This window comes from Paenibacillus sp. FSL R5-0914, from assembly GCF_038004525.1.
GTDB lineage: Bacteria > Bacillota > Bacilli > Paenibacillales > Paenibacillaceae > Paenibacillus_AQ.
This window is the reverse complement of record NZ_JBBORH010000003.1, coordinates 869,318-881,851: the sequence shown is the minus strand read 5'-3', so window position 1 is coordinate 881,851 and position 12,534 is coordinate 869,318. Positions and strand designations below refer to the sequence as shown.

The window sequence follows — 12,534 nt, the reverse complement described above, 5'->3', positions numbered from 1 at the left end:
TGTGTTGTTCATTTAATTGCACTCTATACAACTAAAATTGCTAACAATGGCGATTCCGAGCCATCTCGCCTGAAATAAGTGTACAATGTGCATCTATTTACACTAAAAACCACCAAACAGGTTAGTTTAAGTGCACTTTGTGCAATAGAATCTCTCCATATGAGCGCCCGTCTTTGTTCTATTGCACTTTGTGCAATCAGTTCGAGCGAAACCGAGCATAAAAGTGATTTTTGCGGAAATCCATTGCAGAGAGTGCAATAGATTCTATTTTTCAGACGAAATCGAGAGTTTCTATTGCAGAGAATGCAATGAAAAGCTCAAGCCACATAACACATAACACATAACACAAAGCGCGCAACGTGCAGAACCCAGCACACAAAATACAGCACACTACACGCCGCACACTTTTTTCGAACGCTGCTCAGCCTCCAAGCACCTAACCAACCTCACTCTACCTAAAGCTTGTTCCTCTAAGGTTGTTCACCCTATTAAATTTTCCCTAAACCCGCATCATCGCCAACCTCTTCATGGGTGTCGATGACATAGTTAACGATTTCATCAACGGTTGTATATGCAACGCCTACATAAGTATCAGCAGCGCCATAATAGATGGCGATACGGCCCGTTTCTGCATCATGCAGAGTGGCACATGGGAACAAAACGTTATTCACAAAACCTCTTTCCTCATACCATTCTTCAGGAGTTAGCACAAAATTTTTCGAGCGATATTTTACTTTCGAAGGCTCATTAATATCCAAAATAACTGCACCCATGCTATATACAAGACCGTTGCAGGTACCAGTAACGCCATGGTAGAACATCAACCAGCCTTCTGTAGTTTCAATCGGTGCAGGTCCGCCGCCAATCTTGACACTTTGCCACCAGCCTTGGCCACCTTTACTCATGACATGGCGGTGTTTACCCCAAAATACAAAGTCAGGGCTTTCACTAAGGAATACATCACCGAATGGTGTATGGCCGCTGTCACTTGGACGGGACAACATCACGAAGTTATTGTTGATTTTTCTAGGGAACAATACACCGTTCCGGTTGAAGGGCAGGAATGGATTTTCCAAGCTGGTAAATGTTTTGAAATCTTGCGTTTTAGCAACACCGATAGCTGCACCGTAAAAATCTGTACACCAGATAATATAAAATGTATCTTCGACCTTAACCAGACGTGGATCGTAAGCATAACGCGGCTGATAAGAGTTACCTTCTTCATCTATAAATCGGATCGGCTCATCATCGATTTCCCAATCTAGACCGTCAACACTATGTCCCATGCGCAAATGCGGACGCGTTGTGTTATCTTCTACACGAAATACTCCGATAAAACTACCTTCAAACGCAGTAACCGCACTATTAAAAATACGGGCTACTCCTTTTGCAGGATTTCTTTTGATAACCGGGTTATCATTATGTCTCCAAATCGGGTTCTCGTAGCCAGCAGGCTTATCCTGCCAAGGCATGTTCGGGATGTTCACTGCACTCGCTCCTACCAATTTCACTTCATTCATTAGTATTCCCTCCAAATGTATGCAACTTTTCAGTATGCTACTTTATCTAGTGCTGCTATGAAATCTACTACTAAGCTTACTTAACGGAACCTTGCGAAAATCCATTGTAGATATACTTTTGTAACGCGGTAAACACAACCAATGTCGGAATAATCGCGATCATAATCGCCGCACATATTACTTCCCACTGCGATCCGTATGGACCTTTAAACTTAAAGAGTGCTGTGGAGATCGTTTGGAGATCTGTTTTCGGCATATATAGGAAAGGAGTGTAAAAATCGTTATAAATATTTACGCCCTTCACAATAATTACTGTTACAATTGCCGGTTTCAGCAGTGGCAAAATAATTCTCCAATAAATCGTCCAATACGAAGCCCCGTCCAGCATCGCGGATTCATCCAGTGACTCGGAAATCGAATCCAGGAACTGCATGAAAATATATACAGCGATAATATCCGTACCGAGGTACATCACGATGGGTGCCCATCTGGTATTAAACAAGCCCAAGTGATTGATGATTTGGAAGGTTGCCACTTGCGTTGTAACACCCGGAATCAGGGTAGCAATCAGAAACATACTGATGAGAACTTTACTGCCTTTAAATTTAAACCGGGATAAAATATAAGCCATCATTGAGCCCGTCAGCGTTGCACCCAGGATAGAGATCACAACGATAATGACAGTGTTTTTAAATCCTAGAAGCATTTTGCCATCAACAAAAGCCTTAGTGTAGTTGGAGAAATTCAGCCAATTCTCTGGCAGCGTTAACGGTCCGGTTGAAGCGTATTCCGGCCCTGTTTTTAATGAGGCAAAAAATACAACTACGATAGGTATCAATGCTGCAAGTGCTCCCAAAATCAAGGTGAGATATTTGAATATACTAGCAGTGGTATATTTTACAGAATGCATAGTTTATTTCTCCTCCTTGATCAGAACGCGCTGCAAAATAGTAACTACTATAACGATACCCAGCAAAACTACGGCCATCGCTGACGCTAATCCAACTTTGCTATATTTGAACGCTACATCGACTGTCTGAATAACAAATGTGCTACTTCCGTTAGATCCGCCTGTCATGACGTATGGAATTTCAAACACACCAATGGCGCCACTGACCGCAAGAATCAGGTTCAATTGCAGAATACGTTTAATACTTGGCAAAATAATATGCATAAACTGATGCCATCTGTTTGCACCATCAATCTCAGCAGCTTCATAAATATCCGAACCGATCGAGGAAATAGCCCCAAGGAAGATCAGGAAGTTCATCCCCATGTATCTCCACAGTGACGCACCTGCGAGCGAGAAGTTAATCAAATTCGGATTGAGCAGCCACTTCTGCTGTAAACCGCTGAGTCCGAGCAGGTTAAGAATCGTATCTAGCGTTCCATCTGGTTTGAAAAAGAACAGAAAGATAAAGCCGATCGCTACACCGTTTAGCAAGGTTGGGAAGAACAAAATCCCTTTGAATAAATTTTTCATGCGAACACTAAAGCTCAGTATGGTTGCAAAATACAAAGCAAGTGCCATCTGAATAAAGGTAGTGAAGAAATAATACAAGCTGACCTTAAATACGGAAAAATACTCCGGTTTCGTAAAAATGGTTTTGTAGTTTTCTAACCCAACGTACTCCATATTTTTACTTAGGCCATTCCAGCTGGTGAAGCTGTACCGAAACATACTGATTACTGGATAATAAGCAAATGTGAGTAGTAATACGATCGGCACTAATGAGAACAAGCATATGATGGCAATCCGTTGATTTTTGTAACTCAAATTCGAAAACTTGAACACCCGATACACCTCCAGAAAAGCATCCTCATTTATTTATGACTCGTTTAAATGTGAAGGGGGAAATGCCCGTTCGCATATCCCCTCCCACATCCACTACCGCCTATAGCATTTAAGAAAGCTTATAGTTGTTTACTGTGCTGTGACTTTAGCGCGAGCTGCTTTCCACTTGTCGTTGAGGTCCTTCATGATGTCATCATAGGATTCTTTTCTGTTGCCAATTGCGGCTTCAATAATCCGTTTCTTGAAGTCTGGTTGCCAAGCACCGATTTCGGCTTGTTTGTCGATTTCATCAGACCAGCCTTCTTCGCCGGCTTTAGCAGCTGCAAGTGTATCAAAGGTTACTTCAGTGCCTTCATATTGTTTCAGAATTTCTGGAAGCTCTGCACCGATAGCCGGGCTCATACCGCCACCTTCAGTCGTTGGGTAGCCAGATTCGTTAATGAACCAATCCACCCAAGCTCTAGCAGCTTCTTTGTTTTTACTATGAACGCTGACACCCAGATTGTAGTCACCAGCAAGTGGTACAAGGATTTTATCTGCATTCGTAGGGAATGGCATAAAGCCAACATCATCTGGATTCGTTGCTAAACCTTTGATTTGACCGATTGCCCAAGATCCAAGAACCATCGTGCCGATTTTTCCGTTAGCCAGATCCGCTTTGGAAGATTCCCAGTCTGTAGTCGTTGGATCTTCTTCAATCAAACCTTTTTGTGCTGCATCGTACAGGATTTTGTACAGTTCATAGTGAGGTTGACCTGGAACATAGTTATCGTCGCTAGCCACTTGACCAATGTTCACATAATCACGGTTACCAGCTACTGTAGCCAGATCCGCTTCCCATTGGGTCAATGTCCAGCCAGCTGCGTAGTTTGTGTACAGAGGCACAGCTTTCGTTTTATCTTTAACAGATTGCAGAGCAGTTAAGAATTGTTCAGGCGTTCTTGGAACCTCTGTAATCCCGGCATCTTTAAAGACTTGTTTGTTGTAAATAATACCGTTAAAGTTGATGGTCATTGGAATTCCGTAAGCCATTCCGTCTACTGCTCGTTCTTCCACACCTGTATATTGTTTTTGCATATCTTCGAGTGTACCCAGTGGTTCGAAGAAATCGGGAATATCTTTAATAGCTATGCTTGTAGGTAACAACAGAACGTCGCCATAGTCACTAGTGCTCATGCGAATTTTAATTTGATCTTCGTAAGTAGCAAGCGCTTCAAAGTTTACCTTTACATCAGGATATTTCTCATTGAACTTAGCCGCATACTCTTTGAATACGGTATCAACAATATCCGTTCTTTGCGTAATAACCGTGATATCCCCTTTAATATCCTTGGCTGCTGCATCATCAGCCGGAGCTGCCGTCGCCTCTGTTGAGGATCCATTGCTTCCTGTGTTTTTAGCGCCTTCATTGTTGGTGTTGTTGTTTGAGGAACAACCGCTAAACAATCCTGCCATAAGTGTCAGTGCCATCAAGCCCATCATTGTTTTGCCTTTTTTCATGCTTTTACGACCCCTCTCTTCAATTCGACTCTAATTTGGTTTAATAACAAAAATAATAACTTTTATCATCACTATCAATTTAATAGAGTAATCACTATTATCAAACTCACTGAAATACTCTTAAAAAAAAGTGATGATATCGCTTACAAACTCATTATAGATCTATTTTTAACGCAAAACGATGGTTTGAATTGCTTTTTCTGGTCTTATATTTGTTATTTTTGTTTTTATTATGGTATTTTTATTATCTAATTTATTGAAAATAGCCACAAAAAAAGAGAGCTTATCGCTCTCCTAAATAATAGCTTCCTATATAGGACTAAAACTCACGTTCCATTTTCGGTAATTTACAGCCACTTTTGTAATCCTTAGGTGTCATACCACACATTTTCTTGAACAATTTATTAAAATAAACCGGATCACTATAGCCAACCTTATCGGCAATTTCATAATTTTTTAAGTCGGGATGCTCGATCAGCAATTCTTTCGCCTTAGTAATACGAATCCGAATTAGATAATCGGTGATGGTTTGCCCCGTCTTTATTTTAAACAACCGGCTGAGGTAGCTCGCATTCATACCGACGGTCTCCGCCAAACGCTCAAGTTCGAAGTTCTGATCATACTCCCTCTCCAGTATGCTTTTAGTCTGTTCAACTACGTAATGCTCTCCACCATCTGCCGCTTGAGAGAACATCTCCTCCTGCTCTGTGACGTTCTTTTTCTTTGTATCCTCTACTCTCTTGAGCAATTCATATAGCTGAGTCTTATCAATAGGTTTTAGTAAATAATCCATCACCCCATGGCGGATTGCTCGGCGGGCATATTCAAATTCACTAAAACCGCTAAGAACGGCAATAGGTATATCCTCCATATGTCCTCTAACCTGTTCAATCAACATAAAGCCATCCATTCTAGGCATTTTGATATCTGTAATAAGCAGATCAATGTCATCTCGGGATAACTTTTCAAAATGCTCCCAGGCTTCCACCCCGTTACCGTAGGATCCAATTACATGTACATCTAGCTCCATCCTCGATGTGATTTTTTCGAGCCCCCTGCGAATGACCTCCTCGTCGTCCGCAATCATAACATTTATCATTTGAGCACTTCCCTCCAGTTGTATCTGCCAGTTATTATGATTGCTCCATCATCACGAATAGAATTCTTCCTATGTATTACGTCAATGTACGATTGCACTCTTTTATAGTCTTGTATTTACTATAACGAAAGTTATTCTAATTTCCCAGCTGCAACTATAAATTGTCCTTGAAATCATCTTCGAAAAAGTATATAACTAAATTAAGTTGTTATTATAAACTAACAAATTAATAATAACTATATAACAAAATTAATTTACTAATTATTCTCTTTTCTATTTTCAATGTAAGGTGGGGATTCTCGATGATATTTAACAACGAATACATTGCAGGCATAACCTGGGGCTTCTCGGGTACACGTGGTTCATGGAAAACGGAAGAAGCGGAACGTTCGATGGAACTCATGTCTTCAGTCACTGGAGCGAACTGGACGGCCATTGCCTTTAGTGCGCTTCAAGCTACCGCTCATTCTACGGAAATTCCCTATGGGGAGGCTCCAACCGTTACCGACGAAGAAGTGAAACAGTCCATCAGTAAAGCGAAGTCACTGCAGCTAAAGGTATGCCTGAAGCCGATCGTTAATTGCGCGGATGGAACTTGGCGTGCTCACATTAACTTTTTCGATAAGGATGTTCCTTGCGAGCCTAAATGGTCTGAGTGGTTCAGCTCTTATACTAAATTTATTCTGCATTATGCTGCTATTGCTGAAGAAACAGGCTGTGAGATGTTCTGTATCGGCTGCGAGCTTGTACAAACGGATAGACGAGAAACCGAATGGCGTTCGCTTATTTCCGAGGTTCGGAAGGTTTACTCAGGAATTCTTACTTATAATTGCGATAAGTATCAGGAGGATAACGTGACCTGGTGGGATGCGCTCGATGTAATTTCTTCAAGTGGATATTATCCAGCTAACGATTGGGAAGCTCAGCTCGACCGGATTGAGCATGTGGTGAGATCACAGAATAAGCCGTTCTTTTTCATGGAAGCGGGTTGCCCAAGCCGAAGCGGGAGTGCGGCGATTCCTAATGATTGGACCTTGAAGGGTGAACCAAGTCAAGCAGAACAAAGCAACTTCTATCAGGCAATGTTTCAAAGCTGTGAGCGCAGAGATTGGGTTCAGGGCTTTATGCTTTGGGATTGGCCTACTCATCTTTATCCAATTCATGAAGCAGAACACAATGATGATTATTGTATGTATGGCAAACAAGCCGCTGGGATCATCAACGAATACTTCACCTCGAAAATCAATAAGTAATGTGAGGAGTGACTACTTACCAATGATTAATTCACCAGAATCATGGCTGGCTCAGCTTGAGGATGAGCTACTGGGTAATATTCTTAGTTTTTGGATGAAACAAACGAAGGACGAAATCAACGGCGGTTTTGTTGGTGAAATCGACAATCAACTGAACATTGTGCCTGACGCGAAGAAAAGCCTTGTGCTTAATGCCCGCATCCTCTGGTCCTTTGCGAGCGCTTACCGGATCTACGGCAAGACAGAATATCTGGCCATGGCAGAACGTGCCTATGCCTATTTGATGGATCATTTCATCGATAAGGAGTATGGCGGATTATACTGGATGGTGAATGCTGAAGGCAAACCTTCTCAGGAGAAAAAACAGATCTATGGCCAAGCTTTTACTATCTACGCATTGGCTGAATTCTACCACGCGACTGGACGGCCTGAGGTGTTAGATGAGGCCATTCAAATATTCCAGCTTGTTGAGAAATATGGCTATGATTCAACTTATAAAGGTTATGTTGAAGCTTTATCTCGGGAATGGCAAATCACGGATAACCTCAGTCTTAGCAGCAAGGACTTGAATGAGAAAAAATCAATGAACACGCATCTACACGTGTTGGAAGCGTATACCGGACTTTATCGAGTATGGAAGTCAGAGGAGTTGGCGAGTACGCTGGCTGAGCTAATCAAAACGATGCTGGACCATATCATTGATAACGAAGGCAAGCATTTTCATCTTTTCTTAGATGAGGCATGGAATGTAAAGTCAGATATTATCTCCTATGGACATGATATCGAAGGCAGCTGGCTGCTTGTGGAAGCCGCAGAAATACTTGGCGAAGAAAAGCTGCTACAGCGTGTTCGAACCGTCGCTATCTCCATGGCAGAAGCTGTTCTTGCAGAAGGTATAGATACCGATGGCGGGATATGGAATGAAGCTGATCCGAGCGGATTGCTAAGCAAAGATAAAGATTGGTGGCCGCAAGCGGAGGCGGTTGTTGGATTCTATAATGCTTATCAGCTGACCGGTGACAGCAAATTTAACGAGGCTGCCCAAGCCTCCTGGACTTTTATCGATAAATATATGGTGGATCACAAACTAGGCGAATGGTACTGGGGCGTGGACGAGAACCATCTGCCCCTCCCTCACGCAACCAAGGTTAGTGCCTGGAAATGCCCTTATCATAACAGCAGAGCCTGCTTCGAAATGATCGCACGACTGAATTCAACCCTAAAGGAGACTGTATAATGTCATCGTTATTTCATGAACGCAAACAACAATTAACAGAACGTTATGAAGCGCTGATCACCCGTAAAAATGAAAAGCTTCCTTATGGAAACGGTATTTATAACCGTTATGCTTATCCACTGCTTACCGTCGAGCACGCTCCTCTAATCTGGCGTTACGACTTCAACCCTGACACTAATCCTTACTTCGCTGAAAGAATCGGCGTCAACGGCGTTTTCAACCCTGGTGCCATAGAACTTAACGGTAAGTTCTATCTTGTTGCCCGCGTGGAAGGTAATGACCGTAAATCTTTTTTTGCTGTAGCTGAAAGTGACAATGGTGTGGATGGCTTCCGCTTCTGGGATCATCCAGTCGTACTGCCCGAAACAGAAGTTCCGGATATCAACGTCTACGACATGCGTCTCGTACCCCATGAAGATGGCTGGATCTATGGCCTCTTTTGTACAGAACGTAAAGATCCAGACGCTCCACACGGTGACCTTTCCAGCGCAGTAGCACAATGTGGTATTGTCCGTACAAAGGATCTGAAGATCTGGGAACGTCTGGCCGATCTTAAGACAGGTTCTGCTCAACAGCGCAATGTCGTGCTCCACCCTGAATTTGTGGATGAAAAATACGCCTTCTACACTCGCCCTCAGGATGGCTTTATTGATGCAGGCTCCGGTGGCGGTATTGGCTGGGGACTCTCGGATACGATTGAGGATGCCGTGATTACAAGTGAGACAATCATGGATGAGCGCCACTACCATACCATCAAGGAAGTTAAGAATGGCCAAGGTCCAGCTCCAATCAAAACACCAAAAGGCTGGTTGCATATCGCACACGGTGTGCGAAACACTGCAGCTGGGCTTAGATACGTCCTCTATGCCTTTTTATCTGACCTGGAGGAGCCAAACAAAGTCACACATTCACCAGGTGGTCATTTCATCGCACCAGACGGTGAAGAACGTGTCGGTGATGTCTCCAACGTTGTATTCTGTAACGGTGTAATTGCACGCGATAACGGTGAGATCTATATCTACTACGCTTCCTCCGACACCCGCATCCATGTAGCAACAACTACGGTTGAACAAATGTTAGATTACGTACTGAACACACCAGAAGATCCACTCCGCTCTTATGCTTGTGTAGAGCAACGTATCGCCCTCATCGATCGTAATTTAGCGCTGTAAATAAGAGTTCAGAGTCCTTAAAAATCAACAGAGCAGCGATTCTCCTTAATGGAGGGGTCGCTGCTCTGCGTTTTTGATCATTCTGTGTCCCCTAACACGTTACTGTGGGTATCTGATAGTGTTTACTGATGCTCTTTCGACTTGTAAATCTGTTCATGGATACTCCCTTATTGTTGATAAATATCCATACTTTTTAGCCGTTTAATGATTAATTCCTATAGATTAAGCTCAAAATAGCTCAGTAATCCCCTAACTCCAAGGAGGCTGAGATATAAATGTTCAAACGTATGGATGAGATCATGATCGAGATTCCTGAAGTTGAGAAGCCAGATCCCAATGCTGCTGCCGCTGTACAAGAACTGCTTGGCGGAAAGTTTGGAGAAATGTCGACCCTTAACAATTATCTCTATCAATCCTTTAATTTCCGTTCAAAAGACAAACTGAAACCCTTTTATGATTTGGTGATGAGTATAACAGCGGAAGAGCTAGGCCATGTGGAGCTAGTTTCGCATGCCATCAACAAATGCCTTCGAGGGTCAACAAGTTATAAAGAGCCAGATTCCACCCCTCTAGGGTCCGTAAAAGATGCGCGTTTATCCTATCACTTTCTGGCGGGGGCTCAAGGTGCTATGCCTTTTGATTCAACGGGGAATCCATGGACCGGAGCAAATGTATTTAATAGCGGCAACCTAGTGGAAGATCTGCTACATAACTTCTTCCTCGAATGTGGAGCCAGAACACATAAAATGAAAGTTTACGAAATGACGGACCATCCAGCTGCACGCGCTGTAGTCGGATTTCTCTTAGTGCGCGGTGGTGTCCATGTGGTCGCTTATGCCAAAGCCATCGAAATCGCAACAGGTGTTAATGTAACGAAACTCGTGCCGGTTCCTTCGTTAAATAACAAATCGTTTAGTGAAGCGAAGAAATACGAGGAGAAAGGTGTGCATACAAAGCTGTACACCTGGAGTGACAGTGACTTCGGCGCTATCGATCAGATTTGGAAGGGAACCCACCCAGAGGATAACCTCCCGCTTGAAGTCATTAAGGGAGCACCTAAAGGCTTCCCGATCCCCGTAGCTCCTGCTGTCGAAGAGGAGTTCGCCCCAGGAATCTCCCCCGAAGACTTTAAAGAAATTGCCAAACGCCTCAAAATGGCTGGAAATATTACCGAATAATATTTAAAGTGAATCTGGTGAGGAATTTACGCAGCGTCTTCCTCACCATAGATTCACTTTTTTTAATTGTACAAAGCCCGATATTCATCCTCCAGCATAGACATCAGAATCATGTTATGAAATTCTCCGTCTACATAAAGAGCATCCCGCTCCACACCATCGTGCTTGAAACCAAGCTTCTCATAGACATGAATGGCTCTTGGATTAAAAGGATATACACCCAGATGGATACGATGCAGCTTCAAGGCTTCAAAGCCATATCGCAGCATTTGAGTCATAGCCTCAGTACCGTAACCCTTCCCTCTATGTTCATCACTACGAATCCCAATTCGAATATTTGCGCTACGGTTGTCCGGATCTATTTCGTTCAGAACCACTTCTCCAATAAGCTCATCCGTTTCCTTGACGATAATCATAAGATCCACACGATCCTCAGCTGGAACACTAATCTTTCGAATCCAAGCCGATGTTTGCTCGCGAGAGATTCCCCCTTGCGACCCTGTTAGACGACCCATCTCATCATCAAGTAAAAATTTGTAATAAGCCTCCAGATCGGACTCTCCTACACCACGCAGATGAATATTTTCGCCTTCGATCTTTGGTATTGCAACTGCTTCTGACATAACTGAGTCCCCCTAACCAAAATTCCATGGCTTTCAATTATTTTTAAAGGCTAATTTCTATTCTCTCGGTATATCCACAGAATCACGATGCACTATGTCTGCTGCAATCAGGATCTTCTCCAATGGTGCAGAGGGATGCCCAATCCGACTTAGCAATTTCTCCACTGCCGCCCGGCCCATCGCTTCTTTAGGGACATGTACAGTAGTAAGCGGCGGAATGCCTCTTGAGGCATCCTCAATATTATCAAAGCCCGTGACCGAGATATCCCCTGGAATATTAAGACCTTCTGCCTTCAGGATGTCACTGACCGTAAGTGCTGTTTTGTCATTGGCGCAGACCAAGGCGGTTGGGAGTGTCTTAGCTTTTTTCCGCTTCATCACCCAATTTTTAAAATCCTCTTGGAATACCTCTTCCTCCACCCCTTCTAAAAAGAGATTCGCATCATCTTCCAAAGGCAGTCTTATCCCACTCTCCTCCAGCGCACTACGGAAGCCAATCCATCGATCCCTAAAACTGCGTGAAAATCCAATATTCCCGATAAAATGCATTTGTGTATGGCCTGTCCCCATCAAATGATTAGTAAGTCGAGCCATGGAATCCACATTGTTCGCGAATACAGTATCACTTGGAATTAATGGATCTTCATGGTCAATCAACACCATCGGCAGACCGATGCGATGTACCTCAAGTAGTAAAGAAGTGGAGATTTCGCCCACACCTACCAAACCAAGAATCCCGCTTGGGTTCAGGATATTCACGAAATTATCCGCACGATTCTCAGAGATGATCACCATTCCAAGTCCTTCTTGATCCAGCGCAAGGGCAATACCGTCCACAATTTTTCCCCAATACAAGGAATCCTGAGTTTGCGAGCGGATATTCGGCATTAATACAAGCACAGATTGCTTATTCCGATCACTACCCCCTACCGGAGGAGTACGCTTGACACCTTGGACAAAAGCATTTTTTTGCGTAAAATAGCCTAACTGCGAAGCCGCTTGAATCACTCGTTCTCTGGTCGTCTCATTAACGCCAGCTTTACCAGATAGTGACTTGGAGACAACAAATTTGGATACACCGAGATGATCAGCTATTTTTTGCATGGTGACCTTTTTAGCCATATTAAAACCTCCAGAGATTGTAATATAATTAATGT

At 43.2% G+C, this 12,534-nt stretch carries 11 protein-coding genes; 4 read left to right on the top strand and 7 right to left on the bottom strand.

Going from position 1 to position 12,534, the window contains the following annotated elements; genetic code table 11:
* Nucleotides 1-488 precede the first annotated feature (488 nt).
* The 5 genes from MKX60_RS27230 to MKX60_RS27210 all read right to left on the bottom strand — a co-directional run bounded on the left by MKX60_RS27230 (nt 489) and on the right by MKX60_RS27210 (nt 5,914).
* Nucleotides 489-1,520, bottom strand: coding sequence for a glycoside hydrolase family 130 protein (locus tag MKX60_RS27230; protein WP_076284259.1), 1,032 nt, complete (start codon nt 1,518-1,520; stop codon nt 489-491).
* A gap of 76 nt (nt 1,521-1,596) precedes the next feature.
* The gene (locus tag MKX60_RS27225) at nt 1,597-2,430 is read right to left on the bottom strand and encodes a carbohydrate ABC transporter permease (protein WP_042186110.1); all 834 of its coding nucleotides are present in this window, start codon (nt 2,428-2,430) and stop codon (nt 1,597-1,599) included.
* 3 nt (nt 2,431-2,433) lie between these two features.
* Nucleotides 2,434-3,315 carry a carbohydrate ABC transporter permease gene (locus tag MKX60_RS27220; RefSeq protein WP_042186108.1) on the bottom strand — a complete coding sequence of 294 codons (882 nt, stop codon included), beginning with the start codon at nt 3,313-3,315 and terminating at the stop codon, nt 2,434-2,436.
* Between the two features lie 129 nt (nt 3,316-3,444).
* Nucleotides 3,445-4,815, bottom strand: coding sequence for an ABC transporter substrate-binding protein (locus MKX60_RS27215; protein ID WP_042186107.1), 1,371 nt, complete (start codon nt 4,813-4,815; stop codon nt 3,445-3,447).
* A 319-nt stretch (nt 4,816-5,134) separates the two neighbouring features.
* The gene (locus MKX60_RS27210; RefSeq protein ID WP_042186104.1) at nt 5,135-5,914 is read right to left on the bottom strand and encodes a response regulator transcription factor; all 780 of its coding nucleotides are present in this window, start codon (nt 5,912-5,914) and stop codon (nt 5,135-5,137) included.
* 302 nt (nt 5,915-6,216) lie between these two features.
* On the opposite strand from MKX60_RS27210, the gene MKX60_RS27205 reads away from it, so the two are divergent.
* The 4 genes from MKX60_RS27205 to MKX60_RS27190 all read left to right on the top strand — a co-directional run bounded on the left by MKX60_RS27205 (nt 6,217) and on the right by MKX60_RS27190 (nt 10,754).
* Nucleotides 6,217-7,167, top strand: coding sequence for a glycoside hydrolase family 113 (locus tag MKX60_RS27205; protein ID WP_341061527.1), 951 nt, complete (start codon nt 6,217-6,219; stop codon nt 7,165-7,167).
* Nucleotides 7,168-7,189: 22 nt separating this feature from the next.
* Nucleotides 7,190-8,404, top strand: coding sequence for an AGE family epimerase/isomerase (locus MKX60_RS27200; RefSeq protein WP_341061526.1), 1,215 nt, complete (start codon nt 7,190-7,192; stop codon nt 8,402-8,404).
* Nucleotides 8,404-9,576 (top strand): glycoside hydrolase family 130 protein, encoded by a 1,173-nt coding sequence (locus tag MKX60_RS27195; protein ID WP_341061524.1) that lies wholly within the window; start codon nt 8,404-8,406, stop codon nt 9,574-9,576. Before MKX60_RS27200 ends, MKX60_RS27195 begins: the two co-directional genes overlap by 1 nt.
* Nucleotides 9,577-9,851: 275 nt before the next feature.
* Nucleotides 9,852-10,754 carry a manganese catalase family protein gene (locus MKX60_RS27190; protein WP_076284263.1) on the top strand — a complete coding sequence of 301 codons (903 nt, stop codon included), beginning with the start codon at nt 9,852-9,854 and terminating at the stop codon, nt 10,752-10,754.
* A gap of 62 nt (nt 10,755-10,816) precedes the next feature.
* On the opposite strand, the gene MKX60_RS27185 is transcribed toward MKX60_RS27190, so the two are convergent.
* Together MKX60_RS27185 and MKX60_RS27180 are read right to left on the bottom strand one after the other, a co-directional pair.
* Nucleotides 10,817-11,377 carry a GNAT family N-acetyltransferase gene (locus MKX60_RS27185; RefSeq protein WP_341061523.1) on the bottom strand — a complete coding sequence of 187 codons (561 nt, stop codon included), beginning with the start codon at nt 11,375-11,377 and terminating at the stop codon, nt 10,817-10,819.
* Between the two features lie 57 nt (nt 11,378-11,434).
* On the bottom strand, nt 11,435-12,499 hold the full coding sequence (locus MKX60_RS27180) for a LacI family DNA-binding transcriptional regulator (RefSeq protein ID WP_339269736.1): 1,065 nt from the start codon (nt 12,497-12,499) through the stop codon (nt 11,435-11,437).
* Nucleotides 12,500-12,534 lie beyond the last annotated feature (35 nt).